General features: G+C 44.6%; 28 protein-coding genes. 25 read left to right on the top strand and 3 right to left on the bottom strand.

Annotation, left to right across the window (positions count from 1 at the left end; genetic code table 11):
* Positions 1–10 precede the first annotated feature (10 nt).
* From recD2 to AM506_RS03085, 18 genes are all read left to right on the top strand, one after another.
* Positions 11–2,410: an SF1B family DNA helicase RecD2 gene (gene recD2 / locus AM506_RS03165; protein WP_060670758.1), complete on the top strand. Its 2,400-nt coding sequence runs from the start codon at positions 11–13 to the stop codon at positions 2,408–2,410.
* A gap of 136 nt (positions 2,411–2,546) precedes the next feature.
* Positions 2,547–3,143 (top strand): biotin transporter BioY, encoded by a 597-nt coding sequence (locus AM506_RS03160; RefSeq protein WP_060670756.1) that lies wholly within the window; start codon positions 2,547–2,549, stop codon positions 3,141–3,143.
* Between the two features lie 15 nt (positions 3,144–3,158).
* On the top strand, positions 3,159–4,166 hold the full coding sequence (bioB, locus tag AM506_RS03155) for a biotin synthase BioB (RefSeq protein WP_060670754.1): 1,008 nt from the start codon (positions 3,159–3,161) through the stop codon (positions 4,164–4,166).
* 194 nt (positions 4,167–4,360) lie between these two features.
* Positions 4,361–4,546: a hypothetical protein gene (locus tag AM506_RS03150; RefSeq protein ID WP_034757353.1), complete on the top strand. Its 186-nt coding sequence runs from the start codon at positions 4,361–4,363 to the stop codon at positions 4,544–4,546.
* Between the two features lie 15 nt (positions 4,547–4,561).
* Complete coding sequence (locus AM506_RS22000; RefSeq protein ID WP_079531766.1) at positions 4,562–4,693, top strand: YrzQ family protein; 132 nt, start codon at positions 4,562–4,564, stop codon at positions 4,691–4,693.
* Between the two features lie 140 nt (positions 4,694–4,833).
* Positions 4,834–5,928 carry an AI-2E family transporter gene (locus AM506_RS03145; protein ID WP_060670753.1) on the top strand — a complete coding sequence of 365 codons (1,095 nt, stop codon included), beginning with the start codon at positions 4,834–4,836 and terminating at the stop codon, positions 5,926–5,928.
* A gap of 335 nt (positions 5,929–6,263) precedes the next feature.
* Positions 6,264–8,897, top strand: coding sequence for an alanine--tRNA ligase (gene alaS, locus AM506_RS03140; RefSeq protein WP_060670751.1), 2,634 nt, complete (start codon positions 6,264–6,266; stop codon positions 8,895–8,897).
* A gap of 83 nt (positions 8,898–8,980) precedes the next feature.
* On the top strand, positions 8,981–9,247 hold the full coding sequence (locus tag AM506_RS03135) for an IreB family regulatory phosphoprotein (RefSeq protein WP_034757362.1): 267 nt from the start codon (positions 8,981–8,983) through the stop codon (positions 9,245–9,247).
* A 3-nt stretch (positions 9,248–9,250) separates the two neighbouring features.
* The gene (gene ruvX / locus AM506_RS03130; RefSeq protein ID WP_060670749.1) at positions 9,251–9,667 is read left to right on the top strand and encodes a Holliday junction resolvase RuvX; all 417 of its coding nucleotides are present in this window, start codon (positions 9,251–9,253) and stop codon (positions 9,665–9,667) included.
* A 14-nt stretch (positions 9,668–9,681) separates the two neighbouring features.
* On the top strand, positions 9,682–9,972 hold the full coding sequence (locus AM506_RS03125) for a DUF1292 domain-containing protein (RefSeq protein ID WP_060670747.1): 291 nt from the start codon (positions 9,682–9,684) through the stop codon (positions 9,970–9,972).
* Positions 9,973–10,135: 163 nt separating this feature from the next.
* Positions 10,136–11,278, top strand: coding sequence for an endolytic transglycosylase MltG (mltG, locus tag AM506_RS03120; RefSeq protein WP_060670745.1), 1,143 nt, complete (start codon positions 10,136–10,138; stop codon positions 11,276–11,278).
* A gap of 191 nt (positions 11,279–11,469) precedes the next feature.
* Positions 11,470–12,117: an O-methyltransferase gene (locus AM506_RS03115; RefSeq protein ID WP_060670743.1), complete on the top strand. Its 648-nt coding sequence runs from the start codon at positions 11,470–11,472 to the stop codon at positions 12,115–12,117.
* The gene (locus AM506_RS03110) at positions 12,114–13,043 is read left to right on the top strand and encodes a peptidase U32 family protein (protein ID WP_060670741.1); all 930 of its coding nucleotides are present in this window, start codon (positions 12,114–12,116) and stop codon (positions 13,041–13,043) included. The genes AM506_RS03115 and AM506_RS03110 overlap by 4 nt, the downstream gene beginning before the upstream one ends.
* A 30-nt stretch (positions 13,044–13,073) precedes the next feature.
* Positions 13,074–14,351 carry a peptidase U32 family protein gene (locus tag AM506_RS03105; protein ID WP_060670739.1) on the top strand — a complete coding sequence of 426 codons (1,278 nt, stop codon included), beginning with the start codon at positions 13,074–13,076 and terminating at the stop codon, positions 14,349–14,351.
* A 5-nt stretch (positions 14,352–14,356) separates the two neighbouring features.
* On the top strand, positions 14,357–14,992 hold the full coding sequence (udk, locus tag AM506_RS03100) for a uridine kinase (RefSeq protein WP_060670737.1): 636 nt from the start codon (positions 14,357–14,359) through the stop codon (positions 14,990–14,992).
* 172 nt (positions 14,993–15,164) lie between these two features.
* Entirely contained in the window at positions 15,165–15,641 is a 477-nt protein-coding gene (gene greA, locus AM506_RS03095; RefSeq protein WP_060670735.1) for a transcription elongation factor GreA, read from the top strand.
* Positions 15,642–15,731: 90 nt separating this feature from the next.
* Complete coding sequence (locus tag AM506_RS03090) at positions 15,732–17,489, top strand: peptidoglycan D,D-transpeptidase FtsI family protein (protein WP_060670734.1); 1,758 nt, start codon at positions 15,732–15,734, stop codon at positions 17,487–17,489.
* A 129-nt stretch (positions 17,490–17,618) separates the two neighbouring features.
* Positions 17,619–18,344, top strand: coding sequence for a YrrS family protein (locus tag AM506_RS03085; protein WP_060670731.1), 726 nt, complete (start codon positions 17,619–17,621; stop codon positions 18,342–18,344).
* 47 nt (positions 18,345–18,391) lie between these two features.
* On the opposite strand, the gene AM506_RS03080 is transcribed toward AM506_RS03085, so the two are convergent.
* A complete protein-coding gene (locus tag AM506_RS03080; protein WP_060670729.1) occupies positions 18,392–18,598 on the bottom strand; it encodes a DUF2536 family protein in 207 nt (68 codons plus the stop codon).
* A gap of 187 nt (positions 18,599–18,785) precedes the next feature.
* Between AM506_RS03080 and AM506_RS03075 the strand changes: the two genes are divergently transcribed.
* The 7 genes from AM506_RS03075 to AM506_RS22645 all read left to right on the top strand — a co-directional run bounded on the left by AM506_RS03075 (position 18,786) and on the right by AM506_RS22645 (position 23,601).
* Positions 18,786–19,424 (top strand): class I SAM-dependent DNA methyltransferase, encoded by a 639-nt coding sequence (locus AM506_RS03075; protein WP_060670727.1) that lies wholly within the window; start codon positions 18,786–18,788, stop codon positions 19,422–19,424.
* A gap of 15 nt (positions 19,425–19,439) precedes the next feature.
* Positions 19,440–20,132: a 5'-methylthioadenosine/S-adenosylhomocysteine nucleosidase gene (gene mtnN, locus AM506_RS03070; RefSeq protein ID WP_060670725.1), complete on the top strand. Its 693-nt coding sequence runs from the start codon at positions 19,440–19,442 to the stop codon at positions 20,130–20,132.
* Between the two features lie 141 nt (positions 20,133–20,273).
* Positions 20,274–21,197: a PLP-dependent cysteine synthase family protein gene (locus tag AM506_RS03065; RefSeq protein ID WP_060670723.1), complete on the top strand. Its 924-nt coding sequence runs from the start codon at positions 20,274–20,276 to the stop codon at positions 21,195–21,197.
* A 2-nt stretch (positions 21,198–21,199) separates the two neighbouring features.
* Positions 21,200–22,336: a bifunctional cystathionine gamma-lyase/homocysteine desulfhydrase gene (locus AM506_RS03060; RefSeq protein WP_060670721.1), complete on the top strand. Its 1,137-nt coding sequence runs from the start codon at positions 21,200–21,202 to the stop codon at positions 22,334–22,336.
* 96 nt (positions 22,337–22,432) lie between these two features.
* The gene (locus tag AM506_RS03055) at positions 22,433–22,672 is read left to right on the top strand and encodes a YrhC family protein (protein ID WP_034757405.1); all 240 of its coding nucleotides are present in this window, start codon (positions 22,433–22,435) and stop codon (positions 22,670–22,672) included.
* A gap of 605 nt (positions 22,673–23,277) precedes the next feature.
* Positions 23,278–23,418, top strand: coding sequence for a YrzI family small protein (locus AM506_RS21995; protein ID WP_082386216.1), 141 nt, complete (start codon positions 23,278–23,280; stop codon positions 23,416–23,418).
* Positions 23,419–23,445: 27 nt separating this feature from the next.
* Entirely contained in the window at positions 23,446–23,601 is a 156-nt protein-coding gene (locus tag AM506_RS22645; protein WP_160316841.1) for a hypothetical protein, read from the top strand.
* 281 nt (positions 23,602–23,882) lie between these two features.
* On the opposite strand, the gene sigK is transcribed toward AM506_RS22645, so the two are convergent.
* Both sigK and AM506_RS03040 read right to left on the bottom strand, forming a co-directional pair.
* Entirely contained in the window at positions 23,883–24,599 is a 717-nt protein-coding gene (gene sigK / locus AM506_RS03045) for an RNA polymerase sporulation sigma factor SigK (protein ID WP_034757411.1), read from the bottom strand.
* A gap of 409 nt (positions 24,600–25,008) precedes the next feature.
* Positions 25,009–25,225 (bottom strand): IS3 family transposase (locus tag AM506_RS03040; RefSeq protein WP_152968518.1); only part of this gene is annotated, 217 nt, incomplete at its 5' end.

Raw genomic sequence — 25,225 nt, 5'->3', positions numbered from 1 at the left:
GTTCACTGCCTTGAGCCAGCAAGACTCTTTAGAACTGTTTGGTGAGGAAGAAATTTACATAAAAGGTAGGCATCTTGTCACCATTTTTCATAATGAGGAAAATCTCTATAGTGTTGTGAGAATCCGAGTGGACGAAACGAATGATTCTTACGAGGATAAAGAAGCGGTTGTAACCGGGAATTTCCCCAAGATACATGAAGATGAGACGTATGTATTTTACGGAAGGTTTCAAGAGCATCCGAGATTCGGCATGCAATTTCATGCCAAGCATTTCAAGAAAGAAATCCCCCAAACCACACAGGGCGTCGTCCATTATTTATCAAGTGACCTATTCAAAGGAATCGGAAAAAAAACAGCTGAGAAGATAGTGGAGCATATCGGGGAAAATGCGATAAGCAAAATCCTCGAAAATCCGGGTCTCTTAGATGAAATTCCGAAGCTTCCAAAAGAAAAGGCGAAGAGTATCTATGATACGCTATCGGAGCATCAGGGCCTCGAGCGGGTCATGATCATGCTGAATGAGCTGGGATTTGGTCCCCAGATTTCCATGAAGGTCTATCAGGCTTATAAAGAACAGGCACTTGAAATCATTCAAAAGAATCCTTATAAGCTTGTGGAAGATATTGAAGGAATCGGATTTACCCGGGCGGATGAATTGGGGTCCAAGGTCGGTTTGACAGGCAGTCATCCGGATCGGATCAAAGCCGGCTGTTTATATACCCTGGAACAAACGTGCGTCAAGCAGGGTCATGTGTATCTTGAAGCGGAAGAACTCATTGTAACGGTGAAAGAGCTCCTTGAGAAAAGTCAGCCTGAAAGAATCGAATTCACCGACATTTCCGCTCAATTGGTTTCGTTGGAAGAAGAAAGTAAGGTAATCGGTGAAGGGACGAAGGTGTATGTTCCCTCCCTCTATTTTTCTGAAAAAGGGATTGTGACCAATATTGAAAAGATACTGTCCCAAACACAGTATGAAGATCAATTCCCCCAGTCGGAATTCCTTCTGTCTCTTGGGGCCCTGGAGGACAGACTCGGGGTGCAGTATGCGCCATCTCAAAAGGAAGCCATCGAGACGGCATTGATGTCTCCCATGCTCCTGTTGACGGGTGGACCGGGTACAGGGAAGACCACCGTCATCCAGGGGATCGTCGAACTGTTCGCCGATCTTCACGGGTGTTCGCTGGATCCCAAGGATTACAAAGATGAACCGTTCCCCGTATTGCTGACGGCCCCTACAGGACGGGCAGCGAAGCGGATGACTGAATCGACGGGACTGCCGGCCATGACGATCCACAGACTCCTCGGATGGAATGGTCAGGAAGGATTTCAGAGCGATGAAGAGCGGGCCATCGAGGGCAAGCTGTTGATTGTGGACGAAGTGTCCATGGTCGATACTTGGCTTGCCCATCAATTGCTTAAGGCTCTGCCTGAGGATATTCAAGTGATATTTGTCGGGGATGAAGATCAATTGCCGTCTGTCGGTCCGGGACAGGTACTGAAGGATTTATTGAATTCGGAAGCCGTGCCGACTGTCAGGTTGACGGATATTTACAGGCAGGAAGAAGGTTCCTCGATCATCGAACTCGCTCACTATATGAAAAGGGGCCAGGTTCCCGCAGATTTGACAAAACAGCAAAAAGATCGTTCGTTCTTTCCCTGCAGGACGAATCAGATTTCCGAGGTCGTTCAAAAAGTGGTGGAAAATGCCAAGAAGAAGGGCTACTCACCAAAAGATATACAGGTCCTTGCCCCTATGTACAGGGGTCCTGCTGGAATTGACCGCTTGAATGAACTTCTTCAAGAGATATTCAACAGTAATGATGGGACCCGGAAAGAAATCGCCTTCGGGGATGTGAAATACCGGATCGGGGATAAAGTTCTACAGCTTGTCAATCAGCCCGAAAACAATGTTTTCAACGGGGATATCGGTGAAATCGTCTCGATCTTTTATGCAAAGGAAAACACCGAGAAACAAGACATGATCATCGTTTCATATGAAGGCAATGAGGTCACGTATACACGGCAGGACCTCATGCAAATCACCCATGCATATTGCTGCTCGATCCATAAATCCCAGGGAAGCGAGTTTCCCATTGTCATACTGCCTGTCGTGAAGAGTTATTACCGGATGTTGCGAAGGAATCTCTTATACACAGCCATTACAAGGAGCAAGCAGTTCCTCATTCTCTGCGGGGAGCTCGATGCTTTCAAACTTGGAGTGGAGAGGGAAGATGATTTCCTTAGAAAAACGACACTGAGTGAGAAGTTGAGGGGCTTACTTGCTCATGATGATAGTGGGTTGAAAGAGGATTTATCAGAGGGGGACTTACCCATTGAAGAAGTCCTCCTGAATGAAGACCCGATGATTGGAATGGAAGGGATCAGTCCTTACGATTTCATGAAGGCATAAAGGTGATGAATGACGATCTCATTCATCACCTTTTTTTTAAGTTTATTGTCAACTTATTATAAAATTAAGTTGACAAATATTTAATGTAAGCGATATCCTTATCTTGTAGAAAAAATAGACAGATGGGGGAAGACAGATGAACAGAAAATTAAGGACGATCGATCTTACACTGGCAGGAATGTTTGTTGCACTTATGGCGATCGGTGCCAACATCACGACATTTGTACCTTTTATGGTAGTGGGCGGAGTCCCCATTACGTTACAAACGTTCTTTGCCATTTTAGCAGGAGCGATCCTGGGAAGCAGGGTCGGGGCGATTTCCATGACCGTTTATGCACTGGTTGGACTCGTGGGTGTCCCTGTTTTTGCACGATTTGGAGCAGGGTTATCTTCGATTGTCAGTCCGACATTCGGATTTGTCGTTTCGTTTATTTTCACAGCTTACATCACAGGTAAAATCGTTGAAAAACATAAAGGAATCAAAGTCTATATCTTCGCTGCACTCGTCGGGATGGTGGTCAATTACGTGGTCGGAACGAACTGGATGTACGCTGCCTACAAGTTCTGGGCACAAGCTCCGGAAGGATTCACCTATAAGCTCGCATGGGCATGGATGGTGGTTCCATTGCCGAAAGACATCATTTTAGCCGTCTGTGCAGGTGTCATGGCACATCGTTTAGAGAAATCGGTACTATCAAAAAGTACATTCAGAAATCTGAAGCGGGCAGCTTAACGGGGAGGAAGACAGATGAAAACGTGGAAAGAACTTGCCGAACAGGTCATAGAGGGAAGAGAACTAACGAATGAAGAAGCGTTATCTCTCCTGCAAAGTCCTGATGATGAGCTTCTGGAATTATTGCACAGCGCGTATTTGATCCGGAAACATTATTATGGGAATAAGGTCAAATTAAATATGATCATCAATACAAAATCGGGACTGTGTCCTGAGAATTGCGGATACTGTTCCCAGTCGAGCGTCTCTGATGCACCGATCGAGAAGTACCGCATGGTGGATAAAGAAACAATCATGAAGGGAGCAGAAAATGCTCATCAACTAAATGTCGGCACTTACTGCATCGTGGCAAGTGGCCGGGGCCCAAGTAATCGGGAAGTGGATCATGTTGTATCAGCGGTTAAAGAAATCAAGGAACAATATAATTTGAAGGTATGCGCGTGCCTCGGATTATTAAAGGGTGACCAGGCGAAACGTTTAAAGGAAGCAGGGGTGGATCGCTACAACCATAACATCAATACATCCGTTAACCATCATGAAAATATCACCACTTCCCATACATATGAAGACAGGGTGAATACCGTGGAGCAGGCAAAGGCAGAAGGCATCTCTCCTTGCTCGGGTATCATCGTCGGAATGAAAGAAACGCTTCAGGATGTTGTGGATATGGCACACAGCCTGAAGATTCTCGACGCGGATTCGATACCGGTCAATTTCCTCCATGCCATTGACGGAACACCTCTTGAAGGAACGGATGAACTGAACCCGAGGTATTGCTTAAAGGTCCTTTGCCTGATGCGCTTCATCAATCCGACGAAAGAGATCAGGATATCCGGTGGGCGTGAAGTGAATCTGAGAAGCCTGCAGCCATTAGGCCTATATCCTGCAAACTCGATCTTTGTCGGGGATTACTTGACGACAGCCGGGCAGGACGGGACAGCGGACCATCGAATGCTTGAAGATCTCGGATTTGAAGTTGATTATGTGAAAGAAGAAACCGGGCAGTCCGTCACCACTCAATAAAAATTCGATGGGTGCTATGGAAAAGGTTACTCCTTATGAATTCAGGAAAATATCCCACACTATATAAGAACGTTGATGTTTCATCAATGTTCGTGCGTTGAAACTCATTAAACAAGTATAAAACATGCACTGATTGGACATGATGGTAGGGAATAATCACCATTAACCGGTGAAGCCCTGAGGTGAACGTACCGATGAAGTGTCCAAATTGTCAGAGCAAAGATATCGGAAAGATCGGCATCAACCAATACTATTGTTGGGGCTGCTATATTGAACTTTCCTTATCTAAGGGAGTCATTCATACTCACCAAGTGGAAGAGGATGGATCACTCAGCTCCTTAGATGACTTGTTTGATGAGGAAGAACGCCGACTAAGCTAGGAAGAGGTGTCTTTCTTGAATAAAACATTTGCATCCATCGTTGGTTTTGGAGCTGGAGTCGCGGCTTCCATCTATTCTCAAAGATCCAATATGATGAGTCAGAGACAAATGAAACGAATCCGTAAACAAGTGAAGAAACTTTTTTAACAGCTGAAAGAGACTGGCTCATTGTGGGTCAGTCTCTTTTTTTCTTCTATGTATGAAAGAATGAAGTTTGCAGGACCCCCAATGAATAAAACCACCTCTTATCTTCAAACACTAGAGGAGAAAAGAGGGAGGTATGCATGATGGAAAGGAGATCCTATACAAGATGGTTATACAGGCTTTCGATGGCACTCATACTTGCATTGTTTCTATATGTTCTCTATTTGTTGAAGCCTGTATGGGGTCCTGTAATAGAGGTCTTATTCTTTTCCCTGCTTCCATTCTTCATAGGCGGTTTCATTGCCTACCTGCTACATCCGGTTGTAGAGAAGCTGCACGAAGCCGGCATTCACAGGGGGATCGCCATCCTGCTCATCTACTTCCTTTTCTTTGGAGGGTTGGGCTATGCCATCTATAAAGGGACCCCGGCCGTCATTCATCAGCTGAAGGATTTATCGGAGAACGCGCCGATTTTCACAAAGCAGTACCAGGGCTGGCTGAAGGTTGTGCAAAGCGAGACGTCCACATGGCCGGACGGGATCCAGTCACAGCTGGAAAAGAGAATAGACGGACTCGAAGCGTGGGTGACAGGGCTTGTGGCTTTGGTCCTCGCAACGGTCATGAAGTTCATGAACAGTCTGCTGATCGTTGCCATTATTCCCTTCGTATCCTTTTATTTATTGAAGGATATTACAAAAGTCAAAGCGTTCATGTGGCAGCTCACCCCGAAAAAATGGAGGCAGAGTGCGATATCATTTTCACATGATGTGGATGAATCCCTTGGAGGATACATCAGGGGACAGCTCTTGGTTTGTTTGATCATCGGTGGTATTTCAGCCGTCACCCTTTGGATGATCGGTATGAAATACCCACTCATTCTCGGCTTGATCATCGGTGTCACGAATGTGATCCCATATTTCGGCCCGATCATCGGGGCTGTCCCCGCTGCCATCGTGGCAAGTACCATTTCCACGAATATGGTGATCTATGTAATCATCCTTGTCGTGATCCTGCAGTTCCTGGAAGGGAACATCCTATCACCCCTCATCGTCGGGAAAAGCCTGCATATGCATCCTCTCTTCATCATGGGGGCATTGATCCTCGGAGGCGAAGTGGGAGGAGTGATCGGAATGATCGTGGCGGTGCCCTTTGTTGCCGTCATTAAGGTCGCGATTTTACACGGACGGACCCATTTTCTTCATAGTATGAAGAATGATAACACTGAAAAATGGGAATGATCATTGACAAATACCGTGAATATTTCTATAATCCAACATATACAAGTATTCTAATAATAAAAGCTATGAAGGACCGAGTACGTTATAGTCCATCTACCAGAGAGAAATCTCCCAGGCTGCAAGGGGTTTCAGATGAAGGATAACCGAATGCTAATCCTGAGTGCAGGTAAAGCCTGCCGTCCTGCCGCGTTAAGGTGTATTGAGGGATGAATGAACGCCATCGCGTTTATTCATAACCAGGGTGGTACCGCGAGACACAGCTCTCGTCCCTGTTTTAGGGATGAGGGCTTTTTTGTATTCTTTTTTAACCATACATATAAAGGAGGAAGCTTGATATGAACAAATTAACAGGCGCAGAGATTCGTCAGAAGTTTTTAGATTTCTTTCAGGAAAAAGGACACGGAGTAGAACCGAGTGCATCATTGGTTCCCCATGAAGATCCGTCCCTATTATGGATCAATAGTGGGGTAGCTACATTAAAGAAATATTTTGATGGGCGTGTGATCCCTCAAAATCCGAGAATCGTGAATGCACAGAAATCGATTCGTACGAACGATATCGAGAATGTAGGAAAAACAGCCCGTCATCATACGTTTTTCGAAATGCTCGGAAACTTCTCCATCGGGGATTATTTCAAAGTCGAAGCGATCGAATGGGCTTGGGAGTTCCTGACGGATGCCAAATGGGTTGGATTCGATCCGGAAAAGCTATCTGTCACGATTCACCCGGAAGATCACGAAGCATTTGACATCTGGAACCAAAAAGTGGGCGTCCCTGCTGAGCGTATCATCCGTATCGAAGGGAACTTCTGGGATATCGGGGAAGGCCCGAGTGGTCCGAATACAGAAATCTTCTATGATCGCGGACCTCAATATGGAGACAATCCGGAAGATCCCGAATTATATCCAGGCGGGGAAAATGATCGTTACCTTGAAGTGTGGAATCTAGTGTTCTCACAATTCAATCACAATCCTGACGGAACGTATACACCGCTTCCTAAGAAGAACATTGATACAGGTATGGGCCTTGAGCGGATGGCATGTGTCGTTCAGGAAGTCCCAACGAACTTTGACACAGATTTATTTATGCCGATCATCAAGGAGACGGAAAAAATCTCAAGCCAACCTTACGGCAAGAATGATGATATTGATGTTGCATTCAAAGTGATCGCCGATCATATCAGAACGGTTTCCTTTGCAATCGGTGACGGGGCACTTCCTTCCAATGAAGGCCGCGGGTATGTCTTAAGAAGACTTCTTCGCCGCGCTGTCCGCTTTGCCAAACAGATTGAAATCAACCGCCCATTCATGTATGAGCTGGTTCCTGTGGTTTCTGAAATCATGGTTGATTTCTATCCTGAAGTGAAGCAAAAAGCTGAATTCATCCAAAAAGTGGTGAAAAATGAAGAGGATCGTTTCCATGAGACATTGAATGATGGCCTGGCTATCCTTTCATCCATCGTCAAGGTACAAAAATCTTCTGGAAGTAACGTGATCCCTGGTGAAGATGTCTTCCGCCTTTATGACACGTATGGTTTCCCTGTCGAACTGACGGAAGAGTACGCTGAGGAAGAAGGATTGACGGTTGATCATGAAGGTTTTGAAAGAGAGATGGAAGGTCAGCGTGAAAGAGCGAGAGCTGCCCGCCAAGATGTAGGAAGCATGCAGGTGCAAGGTGGAATCCTGAGTGATATAACAGTGGAAAGCCGCTTTGTTGGATATGACACGCTCGAAAGTACAGCTACGGTCCTTGAATTATTGGTGGACAATGAACGTCAGCCTAAAGTCGGTAAAGGTCAGGAATGCCAATTCATCCTAAACGCGACTCCTTTCTATGCAGAGAGCGGTGGCCAGATCGGGGATAAGGGATATATCGAAGCAGAAGGCGTAAAAGTATTCGTCAAAACGGTCAAAAAAGCACCGAATGGACAGAACCTTCACACAGCAGTTGTAGAAGAAGGGACATTGGAGAAGGGTGCCGAGGTCCTTGCGAAGGTTTCCAGGGAATCCCGGACAAAAGTGGAGAAAAACCATACAGCGACCCACATTCTTCATCAAGCATTGAAAGATGTCCTTGGAGATCACGTGAATCAGGCAGGTTCCCTTGTTGAACCTGATCGTCTGCGATTTGATTTCTCTCATTTCGGATCTGTGTCACCAGAAGAAATGGAGCGGATTGAAACCATCGTCAATGAGAAAGTTTGGAAGGCGATGTCGGTGAACACGGCCCTGAAATCTTTATCCGAGGCTAAAGAGATGGGTGCCATGGCGTTATTTGGTGAGAAATATGGTTCAGAAGTACGTGTTGTATCAATTGGGGACTACAGCCTGGAGCTTTGCGGAGGGTGTCACGTATCCAATACATCCGAGATCGGCCTATTCAAGATCCTCTCTGAAAGCGGGATCGGTGCCGGTACTAGAAGGATCGAAGCCGTTACGGCAGAAAATGCGTATAAAGTATTGAATGATCAGGTATCTCAACTGAAAGAGGTTGCAGCTAAACTGAAATCGAATCCGAAAGAAGTAGTCAATCGAGTAGACTCATTATTAGGTGAGATGAAAGAGCTTCAAAGGGAAAATGAATCATTATCTGCAAAGTTGTCTAACATAGAAGCAGGCAGCTTAACGGATCGAGTGAAGGTCATTGATGGTGTGAATGTCCTGTCGGCAAAAGTGGCAGCCAGTGACAGCAACGGACTGCGCACGATGATGGATGATCTTAAGCAGAAGCTTTCATCCGGGGTGATCGTACTGGCAACAACTGGTGACGACAAAGTGACCATTATTGCAGGAGTTACCGATGACTTAGTCGAAAAAGGATATCATGCCGGCAAATTGGTGAAAGAAGTCGCTTCACGCTGTGGCGGGGGCGGCGGCGGCCGTCCGGACATGGCCCAGGCCGGCGGTAAAAACCCGGAAAAAGTCGAAGAAGCCCTTCAATTTGTAGAAGAATGGGTCAAATCCATTTAACTCCTTGTGAAAGTGGTGTACAATGTAGGTAACGATTAACAATTCGGTTGTCAAAAAGACAAGCCTGAAGAGAGGTGCTAAAAATGAGTTCTTTTGACAAAACGATGCGGTTTGATTTTTCAGAGGAGCCGTTCGAACATGACGTGAAGGAAGTGCTCTTACAGGTTCACGATGCTCTGCAGGAAAAAGGGTATAACCCGATCAATCAAATCGTAGGATACTTATTATCTGGAGACCCGGCTTACATTCCCAGACATCAAGATGCCAGAAATATCATCCGCCGTTTAGAACGAGATGAAATCATCGAAGAATTAGTCAAATCGTATTTGAAACAACACAAAGAGGGATAATAGATGCGTGTAATGGGTTTAGACGTTGGCTCTAAAACAGTCGGAGTCGCAATCAGCGATGAGCTTGGCTGGACAGCTCAGGGAATTGAAACGATTAAGATCGACGAAGATCAAGGTGTGTTCCGGATGGATCGAATAAAGGAACTTGCTGAGGAATACCAGGTGGATACCGTTGTGGTTGGAATGCCTAAAAACATGAATAACACAATTGGTCCACGTGGGGAAGCGTCTAAAGCTTATGGAGAATTGATTCACCAGGAGTTATCCCTTCCCATTAAATACTGGGATGAAAGACTGACCACAATGGCTGCTGAACGAGTGCTTTTAGAAGCCGACGTAAGCAGGAAGAAACGTAAGAAAGTGATCGACAAAATGGCTGCGATGATGATCCTTCAAGGATATCTTGACAGCCAAAAATAATGAGGTGAATGTTCATGGAACACGGAGAAAAACAAATTACAGTAGTTGACGAACAAGGAAATGAGCAATTATGCGAGGTCCTTTTCACATTTGAATCAGATAAATTCAATAAATCTTATGTCCTGTATTATCCACTTGGAGCAGATGAGAACGACGAAGAAGAAATCGAAATTCATGCATCTGCATTCAGCCCTGGGGATGAAGGACAGGAAGGCGAATTGAAGCCGATTGAAACAGAAGAAGAGTGGGACATGATTGAAGAAATGTTAAACACTTTCCTTGATGAAGAAGAAGACGCTGAATAAGCAGTCGTCATAGGACTATATGAAACAGGGACCGCAAAAAGGGACAAAAAATCCCCCCTTTTTGCAGGTCCCTGTTTCACTTTGTGCAAAATATTGTATAATAGTGGAGATGATGTCGAATTACGCATGACGGATAGCCCGCTTTTTTGCTCGAAAGGGGGAAATGAAAGCGTTGGAAGAAAAGAAAAAAATAAAAGAGACACTAATGAAGAAATTGCTTGAAAGGCAAGAGGAGGCCAAAGTCATTAGAAAAATAGTAGGACTAGCCATTCTTTGTCTTGTCATTGTCATAGGGGGAACGGCCATTGGCGGCTACCTTTATGTGAATTCCGCCCTGAAACCGGTCGATCCCGATAATACGAAGCCGGTGAAAGTGGACATTCCTATTGGCTCCGGGGTATCGAGTATTGGAAAGATCCTCGAGGACAAAGGGATCGTTAAGAATTCAACAGTCTTTAAATATTATGTTAAATTCAATAACGAAGCAGGGTTCCAGGCAGGTTCCTATGATTTGACGCCTTCCATGACACTGAATGAAATCGTCAATAGCTTGAAGACGGGTAAGGTCATGAGAAAAGCAGAATTTAAGATTACCATTCCAGAGGGACTTCAATTAGATCAGATCGCAGAAATCATCGCTGAAAAGTCCCCATATAAAAAAGATGAGATTGAAAAGAAATTAAACGATAAGAAATGGCTCGGGCAATTAAAACAGGAATATCCGGAATTGATTACAGATGAAATCTTCAAGAAAGAAATCAAACGACCGCTGGAAGGATATCTTTATCCTGCGACTTACCCTTTCTATGAAAAGAAGCCATCTTTAGACACAATCCTAAAAAAGATGATCGCGCAAACGAATGAAGTGTTGGTCCAATATCAGGAAGCCATGGCGGCAAACGATTATACGCCTCATGAGCTACTCACCCTTTCTTCCCTCATTGAGGAAGAAGCGACGGAAAAAGCCGACAGAGGGAAAATTTCAAGTGTGTTCTATAATCGTATGGAAGAAGGAATGCCCCTTCAGACAGATCCGACGGTCCTATATGCATTAGGAAAGCATAAAGATAAAACCGTATACAAAGATCTTGAAGTGGATTCTCCTTATAACACTTACAAAGTGCAAGGATTGCCACCTGGTCCGATTGCGAATGCAGGCTTGTCTTCGATTGAAGCTGCCCTTCAGCCTGAGGATACAGAGTATTATTATTTCCTGGCTGCTTCCAACGGCTCGGTTTATTATTCTGAAACACTGGACGAACATAACGAGAAAAAAGCAAAATATATTACGAACAAAGAAGAATAGCCCCGTGAGAAGAGGAAAGAAATATTCGCTTTCCTCTTCTCTGTGTGGTAAAATAGTACAAGTTATTTTTATATACGGGCGTTATCTTGATGAACGTGTGAAGTAGAAAGCTCATTGTGGCTTTCTTCTTTTCATGTTTAGAAAGAAGCGTTACCCGATACCATTTATGATCATGATCGTGAGGCTTATATATGAACGAACAAGTGATTGGCTATATAGAATCAATCGTGAAAGAACGTCCGGCCTTAATTTCTGAGATGGAGCAATATGCAGTAGTTCATAACGTTCCCATCATGGAACTGGTCGGAATCGAAGCACTCCTCGGGATGTTACGGATCCAACAGCCGAAAGTGATCCTTGAAATCGGGACGGCCATCGGATATTCGGCCCTCCGCATGGCTGGGGCACTTCCTGAGGCGACGGTCGTCACCCTTGAGCGGGATGAAGAAAGATTCGAAGCAGCACAGGGGTTCCTCTCCCGTTCTGAAGATGGCAAAAGGGTCGTCACCCTGTTCGGTGATGCCCTGGAGCTTGCCGAAGAAGTGGGAAAGCACGGACCATACGATGCAATCTTCATAGACGCTGCCAAAGGGCAGTACCTTAAATTCTTTGAACTATACTCCGGAATGCTAGCAGAAAATGGCGTCGTTTACTCGGATAATGTCTTATTCAAAGGACTCGTTGCAGAAGAACAGGTCGAACAGAAAAGAATCCGGAACATGGTCAAGAAACTGCAGAATTATAACGCATGGCTAATGAATCATGAAGAGTTCGACACGAGTATTCTACCTGTCGGTGACGGAATCGCCATCAGTAAAAAAAGAGGTGAACAACGATGAAAAAGCCGGAACTTCTTGTAACCCCTGCCTGTGTAGCAGACATTGAACCGTTGGCATCTGCAGGTGCCGATGCCTTCATGATCGGTGAAGAGCGTTACGGCCTGAGGCTTGCCGGGGAGTTCACCAGGGAAGATGTGGGGGAAGCCATCAAAGTGGCCCACAAACACAATAAGAAAGTATATGTGGCGATGAATGCCCTCTTTCACAACGATAAAATTGCCGAACTTGATGACTATATTGCATTTCTTAAAGATCGAGGTGCGGATGCCATTGTCTTCGGTGATCCCGCAGTATTGATGGCTGCACGTGACGTGGCACCGGAGATGAAACTTCACTGGAATACGGAAACGACAGCCACCAACTGGTACACCTGTAATTATTGGGGCAGAAAAGGTGCAAAGCGCGCCGTACTCGCCCGCGAATTAAGCATGGATAGCATTGTCGAAATGAAAGAACATGCAGAGGTGGAAATCGAGGTCCAAGTGCATGGTATGACCTGCATGTTTCAATCCAAACGCTCATTGCTCGGGAATTATTTTGAATATCAAGGCAAAGTGATGGAAATTGAAAACCGGAAGGAACAGCGCAATATGTTTCTTCACGATGAGGAGCGTCATAATAAGTATCCTATCTTTGAGGACTGGAACGGCACACACATCATGAGCCCGAATGATATGTGCATCATCGATGAGCTTGGTGAAATGATGGAAGCGGGGGTCGATTCTTTCAAGATCGATGGAGTGATGAAGTCTTCGGCTTACATCCTGGAAGTGACGAAACTGTATCGCAAAGCCATCGATCTATGTGCAGAAGACGAAGAGCGGTATGAAGATCAGAAAGACGAATTTCTGGAAGAAGCGAAAAGCCTCCAGCCGGATAATCGCCCTTTGGATACAGGATTCTTCTTTAAAGAAACCGTATATTAAGAACAGACAGATCAGAACGGAGGAGTTATGATGACCACGGTTTTGAAAAAACCGATATCGAAGGTTGTGGACGGGAAGCGTGTCATTGTGAAGAAACCTGAATTACTGGCTCCTGCCGGTAATCTGGAAAAATTGAAGATTGCTGTCCATTATGGTGCAGATGCCGTCTATATCGGCGGGCAGGAATATGGACTGCGTTCAAATGCCGGTAATTTCACCTTTGAAGATATGAAAGAAGGCGTGGAGTTCGCTCGGAAATATGGTGCAAAGATCTATGTTACCACGAATATCTATGCCCATAATGAGAACATGGATGGTCTTGAAGATTATCTTCGAGGGCTGGAGGAAGCCGGAGTAGCGGGGATCATTGTCGCAGACCCCCTTATCATTGAAACATGCAGAAGGGTGGCGCCGAATGTAGAGGTGCACTTAAGTACACAGCAGTCCCTTACAAACTGGAAAGCCGTCCAATTCTGGAAAGAAGAAGGACTGGACCGGGTTGTGCTTGCGCGTGAAGCAAGCGGCAAAGAAATTGAGGAAATGAAAGAGAAAGTGGATATAGAGATTGAGACCTTCATTCACGGAGCGATGTGCATAGCCTACTCCGGACGTTGTACATTAAGTAACCATATGACGGCGAGAGATTCAAATCGCGGCGGCTGCTGTCAGTCATGCCGCTGGGACTATGATTTATATGAAATGAATGAAGACGGGGAAAATCCCCTTTATGATAAAGAAGATGCTCCTTTTGCCATGAGTCCGAAAGACTTGAAGCTTGTCGAATCCATTCCTGGAATGATTGAATTAGGAATCGACAGTTTGAAAATCGAAGGGCGGATGAAGTCCATTCACTATGTGGCCACTGTCGTGAGTGTGTACCGCAAAGTGATCGATGAATACTGTAAAGATCCGGATAACTTCAAGATTCAAAAGGAATGGCTCGAGGAGCTTGAGAAATGCGCGAATCGTGAAACTGCCCCGGCATTTTTTGAAGGGGTGCCCGGATTCAAGGAGCAGATGTTCGGAGTCCACAACAAAAAGAATACAAATTATGAATTTGTCGGACTAGTATTGGACTACGACGAAGAAACGCAAATCGTCACCTTGCAGCAACGGAACCATTTTAAGACCGGTCAGGAAGTAGAGTTTTTCGGTCCTGAAATCTTCAATTTTACGCAGGTTATAGAAAAAATGTGGGATGAACGGGGAAATGTACTTGAAGTAGCCCGCCACCCATTACAAATTGTGAAATTCAAAGTTCATCAGAGAGTATATCCTGATAACATGATGCGAAAGGAGAACATCTAATACTTATGAAGCAGAAACCCGTTGTGATTGGTGTAGCAGGAGGATCCGGCTCAGGTAAGACGAGTGTCACCAAAGCCATTTATGAGCAATTCCAAGGTCATTCGATTTTAATGCTGCAACAGGATTATTATTATAAAGATCAATCGAATCTACCTTTTGAGGAACGTTTGAAAACCAATTATGATCACCCATTAGCCTTTGATAATGATTTGTTAATTCAACATTTGCACGGATTATTGGATCATCAGCCCGTGAATAAGCCGGTGTATGATTATAAAATGCACACCCGTTCGGATGATACGATCCTCGTTGAACCGAAAGATGTGATTATTTTAGAGGGAATTTTAGTATTAGAAGATGAAAGATTGCGTAACTTAATGGATATCAAGCTTTATGTAGATACAGATGCGGATCTTCGGATCATCAGAAGGATGCTTCGCGACATTAAAGAGCGCGGACGTTCCATTGATTCCGTCATCGATCAATACATTACGGTCGTTCGCCCGATGCATAACCAATTCATCGAACCGACGAAGCGATATGCCGACGTCATCATCCCTGAAGGCGGTCATAACCATGTGGCAATCGATTTAATGGTAACAAAAATTCAAACAATTCTTGAACAAAAGTCATTTTTGTAATACGATAGCATAGATAAAGACATATAGGCGAGATTTAGCATTTTCCCAAAATGTAAAGAAGCAGGGAATGGAGTGAGAAGAAATTCTCCCTTCATTCCCTCCCTTTACATACGCAGCACATTTACATATAGAGCTCGGGAAGCTCTGAGATAGAAAAGGAGTGAAGAGGGTCATGAGTACAGATAAAGTATTTCCGATGACAGCAGAAGGTAAAGAGAAGTTAGAAAAAGAACTGGAGAATTTGAAAACGGTTAAACGTAAAGAAGTCGTTGAGCGCATCAAGATCGCCCGCAGTTTCGGGGATTTATCCGAGAACTCTGAGTACGATGCAGCGAAAGATGAACAAGCATTCGTTGAAGGTCGTATTTCCACTTTAGAGAATATGATTCGCAATGCGAAGATCATTCAAGAAAATGATATGAATTCAGATACAGTTCAATTAGGTAAAAAAGTGACGTTCGTTGAACTTCCGGACGGAGACAAAGAAACATACACAATCGTTGGTAGTGCGGAAGCGGATCCATTTGAAGGGAAGATTTCAAATGATTCACCGATTGCGAAAAGCCTTCTTGGACATAAAGTAGGTGCGGAAGTGAATGTTCAGACTCCAGGTGGGGAAATGAGCGTCAAGATTGTAGAAGTAAGCTGATCACCCGTGAAGGGGCTCCAATTTAGAGCCTCTTCTTTTTTTATGATTAATTCGCATAAAACTCGTCAACAATGGGGACGAGGTGACAAAATGAAAAGGAAACGAATCAGGTTGTTCAGTATCGTCTTATTACTTGCTCTCGCTGGACTTTCAGGGAGATTGATGCAATTGCAATTATTTCAGACTGAATCCTATTCCAAACATAAAATAAACCTTCTCGAAGAAAGCGTCGCACAGCGGACTCAAGCATTGGTGATCGATGAAGGCAGGGGGGAGTTTCTCGATCGGAACGGTGAACCCCTTACGTTTACAGAGAAAAATGTCCTCGTCCTTTTTCCGTTTCTTAAACAACTGGATTGGCCGGTGGGAAAATTGGCGGACATCCTTCATGTTCCTCCAGAAACGATCCGAACAAAAGTGGAGGAAGCACATGGACCGATCGTTTTCGGGGGAAAAGAGCCCTTAAGGCTTTCAGAGAAACAGATGAAGGAAATAAATTCTCTTGAAATTCAAGGAGTCTTTGCCCTTACGAAAAAGTTCAAAAGCGACGAGGTGCCTGCATCCCAGCTGATCGGAGTGACGGGGGAAAATACAAACATATTCCACGAACGATACCCTGACAAAGTAAAGGGAGCCAATCAGAAAATCGGGGTGTCGGGACTTCAGGAAAGCTTTGATGAATGGCTGGTCGCAGAAGAGGAAGCGAAATTGATTTATCATGTCGATGCGAGGGGAGGTCCATTATTCGGGGTAGATGTAAAGTATCTGGCACCGGCCAACCCTTTTTACCCGCTGAATATGAAAACGACCATCGATAGAAGGATGCAGCAAGCACTCGAAGAAGTGGCAGATACGTATAACATTCAAAAAGGGGGTCTGCTGCTACTTGATATCGAAAGTAGTGAAATACTCGCCAGTGTTTCAAGACCAGCCATGAAGAGCCGTGACCCATTCAGTGGAGGGGCGACGAATTACATGCTGAAAGCGCTGATCCCGGGTTCTGTATTTAAGACCGTCGTCGCCGCTGCAGCCATGGATGAAGGGATCGTGGATGAACGAAGGCTTTTCCCTTGTGATGAAAACATCCGCGGTGAGGCTGCCGAAAAGCCTCACGGGAACATTAATATAAAGACGAGCATAGCCGTCAGCTGTAACCGTACGTTTGCGGACCTTGCGAAAGAGCTGACTGAGAAGGATGAACACCTCCTGGATGAGTACGCCGAGAAGATCGGACTGCTTGGTGACATTGCCTGGAAGGGGAATGTCTTTCATTACGAAAGCTTTCCACAGCTTCAAGTGAGTGAAGGGAGGATCTTCGCGTCCGATGATGAAAGAAAAGATCCAAATTTCGTTTCCCAAACAGGAATTGGACAAAGAGAAGTCCGCGTCACCCCTCTCGGCATCGCCAATATGATGGCCACGATTGCCAGGGGGGGAGAGAAATTTCAGGTGAGTGCCGTCTCTTCCGTGCAGTATCAAAATGGGACCAATATGTTTTCCTTTCATAAACACAAGTTAGAGGGGGAGACGATCACCCCTTTCACGGCCATGAAGCTTCAGCAGTACTTGAGAGGTGTGGTGAACTCACCCCAAGGTACGGCACCATATTTGCAAAACGCAGCCTACACCATCGCCGGAAAGACCGGGACGGCACAAACAGGGAATTACCGGGGAGAAAGGGTAAAGCCAAACGAATTATATAATAAATGGTTCGCAGGGTACTTTCCCTTCGAAGACCCCAAATACGCCCTCGTAGCTGTAAACATGGACGTGACCATAGGCGAAGGTGGGATTTACCCGATCTTCAAGGACAGCGTCGATGCTGTCTACCGGCTTGATCATGAGTAGCAGGGAAGTCCCGTGAGTTCTGTGACCTTTTTCCCTTTATAGCTGAATCATCCCGGTATGGATAATGTTTCGCTTTATTCTTTTCCTCTTATCATGTTAAACTGTTTAGGATAATAGGGAGGGAACAAAATGGCGAAATATCAATCTCGATTAGACAAACGATCTAAAAAGAATACAAATAAACTGTTAAACATAATGATTGCAATCGTACTTTTATTAATTGTCGTAGTAGGAGGCACCATCGTACTTGGAGGGGGCGGCGGTGAAAAGGCAACAACAGACGCTCCGAAAAATTCAGAAACCAAGGATGCCAACAACAGCGATAAGGGGAAAGAAAAAGAAAACTCCGTTTCGATGGATGAGAAAGATGATTCCAAGGACAAAGCGGACGATGAACAAAAAGACGAAGATAAGAAAAAAGAAGATAAGAAAAAAGAGGATGAAAAAAAGAAAGACGAGTCCTCTGATGAGAATCAAGATTCTGTCGCATTAGACGGGGAAGACCAAAGTAAGATGAAAGTCGAGGAAAGTACCGAACCCAATGTGGTAAAAACGATGGTGCATCCCGACTGGAAGCCGATCGGCACCGAGCAGACAGGTGAACACGTATCTGTCTATGACGAAGGAACGGTCGACTGGCAGGAGAAAATCAAGGCGACTTCTTATGCCACAGGCATCCCTGAAGAGAACATGACCATCTGGTGGATGGAAGGGAATGGCGGTCCTCAGAAGTCCATGGCGACCGTGACGACTAAGGATACCAAGACACCTTACAGGGTATATCTCCAATGGGTCGACGGCAAAGGATGGCAGCCGACCAAAGTGCAGGAATTAAAGGAAAATGATAAAGACTGACTTAAAAAAGGCTCTTCCAATTCTTTGGAAGAGCCTTTTTACATAGTTTACTTCTTCACCTTAAAATGAACCATGGCACTGTACAATCTTCTGCCGTTCTCATCGATGGAAACGGAATGATCCACGTGATGGACGGAGAGCATGATGGCTTTATTATGCTGGATTTGTTCGTCTACCTTTTTCTCCAATGTCCTGAGATTATCAGCTTCAAAAAATTCCACTTTATCTTCTATTAAATCGAATGAAATATTCATGGTGAACCTCCTAATTACGCATGATCTGGATAGGCTTTCTCCCTCTATTTTAGAGTCCCCCCACCCTTTTGACAATGAATAATTGTTGAATTCATCAGGAGAATATGATAATTTAATAACAGTTTTAAAATTAATTCATAGTATGTTTATAGGAATTATAAACTTAATACAGCTGAGGTGCTGAAACATGGGTAGAGAATTTTTGGATTTGTTCCAGGACTGGGCAGATTCTTATGATGATACAGTGACAGGAAAAGATGCGGAGTATCAAGCGGTATTCGAACACTATGATTCGATTCTTGACGGAGTGGTTTTCCGATCAAAGGGGAGGGTGGTCGAGTTTGGACCCGGTACAGGGAATCTAACAAAAAAGCTATTGGATGCAGGACTCGAAGTCATTCCTTTTGAACCTTCTCCTGAAATGAGGGCGATTGGAATGCAGAAGCTTGGCGATCGTGTCACATTCCGGGACGGTGACTTTCTGGATTTTTCTTTAGAAGGAAAGGCCGATTCTATTGTAAGTTCCTATGCGTTTCACCATTTAACCGATGAAGAAAAGGGAAAAGCTTTCGGCATCTATGGAAAGCTCCTAGTACAAGGTGGTAAAATAGTATTTGCTGATACGATGTTTGAAACTTGTCAGCATTATCAAGCCGCCATATCCCAAGCAATAAAAAAAGAGTATTTCAATCTGGCTGAAGATTTAAAACGGGAATATTACACGACTCTTGATGTGTTAAAAGAGCTTTTACGTGATAATGGGTTTTCGGTTCAGTTTCAGCAAGTGAATACGTTTGTGTGGATCATGGAGGCGACTAAACAGTAGAAAGAGGTTTTAGCAATGAAAATCGCCATCATCGGAGCAATGGAAGAAGAAGTAGCCCTACTGAGAGAAAATATATCAAACCCGACAGTGGAAACGATTGCAGGGTGTGAATATACAAGCGGTACCATGAGTGATAAAGAAGTGATATTACTTCGTTCTGGAATCGGGAAAGTGAATGCAGCGATGTCAACAGCGGTTCTATTGCAGCATTTCAAACCGGATTGCATCATCAACACAGGGTCAGCAGGAGGATTCGATCCTTCTCTAAACGTTGGGGATGTCGTCATTTCCACTGAAGTAAGACATCACGATGTAGATGTAACGGCTTTTGGATATGAATACGGCCAGGTCCCGCAGCTTCCGGCAGCCTTCACTGCAGATGAGAAATTGAAGCAAACCGCCATTGAAAGCGTTAAGGAGCTTGGGGATGCACAGGTGGTATCCGGATTGATTGCCACTGGAGACTCATTCATGAATGATCCAGTGCGAGTGGATGCGATCCGTGACAAATTCACGGATTTGCAGGCAGTGGAAATGGAAGCGGCCGCCATCGCCCAAGTGGCACATCAGTTCAACGTACCATTTGTCATCATCCGCTCCCTTTCTGATATCGCCGGCAAGGAATCGGATGTCTCCTTTGATCAATATCTGGAGAAGGCTGCACTTCATTCGGCCAAAATGGTCATGAGTATCGTGAAATCTGTTTAATATAAAAAGGTATAGCTGACCCAGGCATCACACCCTCTAAATCACGTGAACGAGTCTTGTTCGGTCGAACAGGCCATTCATCGGTATTGAAGACGGATTGGTGTAAGGGTCAGTTTTTTTGTTTGAAAGGGGATTGAATACATGGACGTGTATAAGAGTGTACATGACCTGATAGGGAATACACCGATTGTTGAACTTACACACTTCCCGTTGAAGAAAGGCGTCCGCCTCTTTGCGAAGCTTGAATTCTTTAACCCCGGAGGCAGTGTGAAGGATCGATTGGGACTTGAACTGTTAAAGGATGCAGTTGTGAACGGTAAGATCATGCCCGGGGGGACCTTCATCGAACCGACTGCAGGCAATACGGGAATCGGCCTGGCTTTAGCCGCTGTGAACTCAGGATATAAAGTGACATTCTGCATTCCTGAAAAATTCAGCATGGAGAAACAGGAACTGATGAAAGCACTTGGAGCAGAAATCGTCCATACCCCCACTGAAGAGGGAATGATGGGCGCGATCGCAAAAGCAGCGGAATTAGTTAACGAAATTCCTAACTCGTATTCCCCGCAGCAATTTGGGAACGAGGCGAACCCTGATACGTATTACAAAACATTGGGACCTGAATTGTGGAAGCAGATGGATGGAGAGATTCATACCTTCATCGCCGGTGCCGGCACCGGGGGAACCTTCATGGGGACTGCCCGCTATCTCAAAGAAATGAAGGGTACCATTAAAACGGTGATCGTTGAACCTGAAGGATCCATCCTGAATGGGGGAGAATCCGGGCCGCATAAAACAGAAGGAATCGGCATGGAATTTCTCCCGGATTATATGGATCCTGCGTATTTTGACAGCATCCACACCGTCACGGACGAGGATGCATTCAGAAGAGTAAAAGAACTGGCAGCAATGGAAGGGTTACTGGTGGGAAGTTCCTCCGGTGCAGCCCTCCATGCAGCACTGCTTGAAGCGGAACAGGCTGACCCGGGAAGCCATATCGTAACCATTTTCCCGGACTCAAGCGAGCGGTACTTAAGTAAAAAAATTTATCAAGGAGGAATCTAATCATGAAAAAGAAGACGCAATTAATCCACGGTGGTATCCCGACAGATCCTCAAACAGGTGCAGTTTCCACTCCTATTTATCAAGTGAGTACGTATAAGCAGGATGAAGTAGGAAAGCACAAGGGATTCGAATATTCACGGTCGGGAAACCCTACCCGACATGCCCTTGAAGAGCTGATCAAAGATCTTGAAGGCGGGGAAAAAGGATTTGCATTCGGATCGGGAATGGCGGCGATCACAGCAGTCATGATGATGTTCAACAGCGGGGATCATATCGTGATGACAGATGATGTGTATGGCGGCACGTACCGTGTCATGACCAAGGTATTGAATCGTATCGGTATCGAATCCACATTCGTTGATTCAAGCGATATCGCTAATATTGAAAAAGCGATACAACCGAATACGAAGGCTGTGTACATTGAAACGCCTACCAATCCATTATTGAAAATCACGGATATCGAGGCAGCCGCTTCATTAGCGGGTAAACACAATCTGCTGACCATCGTTGATAATACGTTCAGTACACCATACTGGCAAAACCCGATTAGCCTGGGTGCAGACATTGTCCTCCACAGTGCAACGAAATACATCGGTGGACACAGCGACGTGGTCGCAGGACTCGTGGTAGTGAATTCAGAAGAACTGGCTGAAGAATTATTCTTCGTTCAGAATTCCACAGGCGGGGTCCTTGGACCGCAGGATTCATGGTTATTGATTCGCGGGATCAAAACTTTGGGACTGCGTATGGAAGAGCATGAAGAAAATACAAGGAAAATCGTTGAGTTCCTGACGGCTCATCCGAAAGTATCGAAGGTTTTCTATCCGGGACTTGAAACTCATCCGAATCACGCCATCGCCAAGAAACAGGCATCAGGCTTCGGTGGGATGGTCTCCTTTGATGTAGGCAGCGAAGAAAATGCAGACCGTCTGCTAACCAATACGAAATACTTCACGTTGGCTGAAAGTCTTGGCGCTGTAGAAAGCCTTATTTCCGTTCCGGCCCGAATGACGCATGCGTCCATTCCTGCAGAGCGTCGGAACGAACTTGGGATCACGGACGGACTTGTCAGGATCTCAGTCGGCCTTGAAGATGTGGAAGATCTGATTGAAGATATTGACAACGCTCTTTCCAAGTAACCCTTGGCAGAACTGGTATCAATTACATGGTAAGCTGTATGGAATCATATGTTACCATAGAATGAGAGTTTACTAGTTCTAAAGTAGGTGAATCTAATGAAGAACACAAGCAAAAAGACCATTCAACATAAGGTCGTCGATTTCAAACGATTTGGTTTTACATTACTTGCACTGAGTGTCTTTATGTATTTAGGTGTCATCATTCCGACCGTTACGGTCACACCTGGCAAAATGATGCCACTCATGACAGGGACCGTTGTTTTACTCGGGCTGTCACTATACTTTTTCACAAAAGCAATAAAATATAAAAAAGATCTGCAATCAGCGGATGAATAAATAAGAAAAGCGGAAGCGGCTCGATCAGCCCCGACCACAACAGGAAAATCCCAAAAGGCGTTTTTTGCCTTATGGGATTTTTCTGTTGTGACCTCGAGGGGCTAGCCCCTGCAGCTGGACAAAGAAAAGCGGAAGGGCTTTGTCCAGAGGCGACAAGAATAAGGTGAATCATCCGGAAAGGCGTACTTTGCCTTTATGGATGGTTTGACTTATGACCTCGAGCCTCTAAGCCTTGCAGCTGGACAAAGAAAAGCGGGCTCTCATGGAGGACCCGTTTTTTTATGTGGAAATTTGTAGAAAAAATAGTGAAGAAAAGAGTTTACTTTATTGCAGGAATTGGATATACTAACCAATGTAAGAAAAAAATCACAAGAGGGAGGTCGAAGGAAATGTTCGTGCTTATTGAAAAAAAAGACACAACTTCATATCGTTTTTATCATTCGACCGCTTGTGGGATGTTTTCTGCTTAATTTGAATTTCATTCAATAATAGCCACAGGGAGAATGTAGATCCCTGTGGCTTTTTTGTGCCACAAGGGTCGGTCGCTTTGTGGCTTTTTAGTATGCCCTGCAAGTCTGCAGGAACTTTGAAAGGGGTGATATTGTATGACACTGAATCTTTTATTTATAACGGTAACCTTCAATAAGAAACAGGAAACGTTTGAAGAAGCTTCTCACAACGAGATGGTTTCAAAAAGCTATGAAGAAACGAAAATTAAGCAACACTACATGTCTCAAATATTTTAATCTGAAAAACAACAAATGGAGAGGAGAATGAAAAATGATTTATGTACAGGAGAAAATGCTGAATGCGCTATGGGTAGAGAAGGATACTGCCTAACGAATCAAGAAGGTGGTGGAGAGATGTTTTTAAATATTGTCATTTGGTCGGCTTTCTTCCATAGAAAGAAGAAGCGAGAAATGAACTAACAGAGGAAAAGGAGGGTCCCCGATCTATGGGGCCCTCCTTTTGTTCTTCCGGTCACATATCTGTCAATACTTAGTAAAGAATTGTTCACGGATGGGAGGAGAATATCCGTTTTTTCGTGATACATTAATAGTAAGAAATGCAGTTTAATGAGGGAGAGGGATGACGATGTTTTCAATGATCATGGGTCTTATCCTGACGTCTGTTATTGGCTTGATCATATCCGCTGAAGTCAGTGTAGAGTAGAAAAAAAGAAAAGCGGTTCCTGGACCGCTTTTCTTTTTTAGGATTTATTTCTTTTTTCTTTTTCCTCACGATAAAATTCATGAAACATTTTCATGAGGGCCCTTTTTTCAATACGTGAGACGTAGCTCCTCGAAATCCCCAGTTCTTTTGCAATTTCCCTTTGAGTCTTCTCTTCTTTCAAATCCAGCCCGAACCTCCCGACAATGACTTCCTTTTCCCTTTCGTCCAGTACGCAAATATATTTTCTGACCTTTTCGAGTTCCATGCTTAATTGGATCGTATCGATGACATCATCGCTTTCCGATTTCAAAATATCGATCAAGCTGATTTCATTTCCTTCTTTATCCTGGCCGATGGGATCGTGGAGTGAGACATCTTTTTTGGTTTTCTTAAGGGCGCGGAGGTGCATGAGGATTTCATTCTCGATACATCGAGCCGCATAGGTGGCAAGCTTCGTGCCTTTTCCTTCTGAGTAACTTTCAATCGCTTTGATCAATCCGATGGTCCCGATGGAAATCAAATCTTCTGGATCTTCGCCTGTGTTTTCGAATTTCTTGACGATGTGGGCAACCAACCTGAGATTATGTTCGATGAGCATGTTGCGGGCGTGTTCGTCCCCTTCTGCCATCAGCTTTAAATATTTTCGTTCATCTGCGGCGGACAGTGGTTGCGGAAAGGCATTATTCTTAACGTAAGAAACGAGGAAAATTAACTCCTTAAAGAAATACCCCAGTGCTGTTAGAACTCCAGACATATTTACACCTCCATGAGGACTTAAGCCTATACTCATTCATATGATAAGAGGGGAATGTCCTTGCATGTCCGGTAAAAGTAATCGGGAAATGGAACACTTTTTTCAGAATTGAATTCTATAATAAAGATGCAAAATGCCTATACGCTCCTTCCCTATGTACATATACTGATAGTAAAAGTGAGTGAGGAGGTATGGTCATGCCTTATGGATATCCTTGTTACGGACCAGTCTATCCAGGTTGCTATGGCGGCGGGGGTTTCTACTTTGCTTTAGTCGTTGTATTACTAATCTTGCTTTTCCTATTTGGTGGCTGGTGGTACTGCAATAACTGTTAGCCCTTACTGCATGAAGGCATAAAAGAGGCCCTGTTCACGTGGAACGGTGGCTAACCCCAAAAGTTAGAGTTTTGTTATGCAGCTGATTGGATGGACTGAGTTCGGTATTCGACTGGACTTAGTCCATCCAATTTTTCTTTTGAACGTTCATGATTGTACCAGTGGATATATTCTTCAATCCGGCTTCTTAAATCCTCAAAGGTAACTAATTTTTCTCCATAGTACATTTCCTGCTTCAAAACACCAAAAAAGTTTTCCATTACAGCGTTGTCTGCGCATGTAGCTTTCCGT

Origin of the sequence: Rossellomorea vietnamensis (genome assembly GCF_001305855.1) — a bacterium.
In the GTDB taxonomy this organism is placed as follows: Bacteria; Bacillota; Bacilli; order Bacillales; family Bacillaceae_B; genus Rossellomorea; species Rossellomorea vietnamensis_A.
The sequence above is the reverse complement of the archived record's forward strand: the minus strand, read 5'-3'. Positions and strand labels throughout refer to the sequence as shown.

Bases quoted from the DNA above. Each gene is read 5' to 3' on its own strand.
- AM506_RS03160 (WP_060670756.1), top strand. From the start codon at position 2,547: ATGAACAGAAAATTAAGGACGATCGATCTTACACTGGCAGGAATGTTT.
- bioB (WP_060670754.1), top strand. From the start codon at position 3,159: ATGAAAACGTGGAAAGAACTTGCCGAACAGGTCATAGAGGGAAGAGAA.
- AM506_RS03150 (WP_034757353.1), top strand. From the start codon at position 4,361: ATGAAGTGTCCAAATTGTCAGAGCAAAGATATCGGAAAGATCGGCATC.
- AM506_RS03145 (WP_060670753.1), top strand. From the start codon at position 4,834: ATGGAAAGGAGATCCTATACAAGATGGTTATACAGGCTTTCGATGGCA.
- alaS (WP_060670751.1), top strand. From the start codon at position 6,264: ATGAACAAATTAACAGGCGCAGAGATTCGTCAGAAGTTTTTAGATTTC.
- AM506_RS03135 (WP_034757362.1), top strand. From the start codon at position 8,981: ATGAGTTCTTTTGACAAAACGATGCGGTTTGATTTTTCAGAGGAGCCG.
- ruvX (WP_060670749.1), top strand. From the start codon at position 9,251: ATGCGTGTAATGGGTTTAGACGTTGGCTCTAAAACAGTCGGAGTCGCA.
- AM506_RS03125 (WP_060670747.1), top strand. From the start codon at position 9,682: ATGGAACACGGAGAAAAACAAATTACAGTAGTTGACGAACAAGGAAAT.
- mltG (WP_060670745.1), top strand. From the start codon at position 10,136: ATGAAAGCGTTGGAAGAAAAGAAAAAAATAAAAGAGACACTAATGAAG.
- AM506_RS03115 (WP_060670743.1), top strand. From the start codon at position 11,470: ATGAACGAACAAGTGATTGGCTATATAGAATCAATCGTGAAAGAACGT.
- AM506_RS03110 (WP_060670741.1), top strand. From the start codon at position 12,114: ATGAAAAAGCCGGAACTTCTTGTAACCCCTGCCTGTGTAGCAGACATT.
- AM506_RS03105 (WP_060670739.1), top strand. From the start codon at position 13,074: ATGACCACGGTTTTGAAAAAACCGATATCGAAGGTTGTGGACGGGAAG.
- udk (WP_060670737.1), top strand. From the start codon at position 14,357: ATGAAGCAGAAACCCGTTGTGATTGGTGTAGCAGGAGGATCCGGCTCA.
- greA (WP_060670735.1), top strand. From the start codon at position 15,165: ATGAGTACAGATAAAGTATTTCCGATGACAGCAGAAGGTAAAGAGAAG.
- AM506_RS03090 (WP_060670734.1), top strand. From the start codon at position 15,732: ATGAAAAGGAAACGAATCAGGTTGTTCAGTATCGTCTTATTACTTGCT.
- AM506_RS03085 (WP_060670731.1), top strand. From the start codon at position 17,619: ATGGCGAAATATCAATCTCGATTAGACAAACGATCTAAAAAGAATACA.
- AM506_RS03080 (WP_060670729.1), bottom strand. From the start codon at position 18,598: ATGAATATTTCATTCGATTTAATAGAAGATAAAGTGGAATTTTTTGAA.
- AM506_RS03075 (WP_060670727.1), top strand. From the start codon at position 18,786: ATGGGTAGAGAATTTTTGGATTTGTTCCAGGACTGGGCAGATTCTTAT.
- mtnN (WP_060670725.1), top strand. From the start codon at position 19,440: ATGAAAATCGCCATCATCGGAGCAATGGAAGAAGAAGTAGCCCTACTG.
- AM506_RS03065 (WP_060670723.1), top strand. From the start codon at position 20,274: ATGGACGTGTATAAGAGTGTACATGACCTGATAGGGAATACACCGATT.
- AM506_RS03060 (WP_060670721.1), top strand. From the start codon at position 21,200: ATGAAAAAGAAGACGCAATTAATCCACGGTGGTATCCCGACAGATCCT.
- AM506_RS03055 (WP_034757405.1), top strand. From the start codon at position 22,433: ATGAAGAACACAAGCAAAAAGACCATTCAACATAAGGTCGTCGATTTC.
- AM506_RS21995 (WP_082386216.1), top strand. From the start codon at position 23,278: ATGACACTGAATCTTTTATTTATAACGGTAACCTTCAATAAGAAACAG.
- AM506_RS22645 (WP_160316841.1), top strand. From the start codon at position 23,446: ATGAAAAATGATTTATGTACAGGAGAAAATGCTGAATGCGCTATGGGT.
- sigK (WP_034757411.1), bottom strand. From the start codon at position 24,599: ATGTCTGGAGTTCTAACAGCACTGGGGTATTTCTTTAAGGAGTTAATT.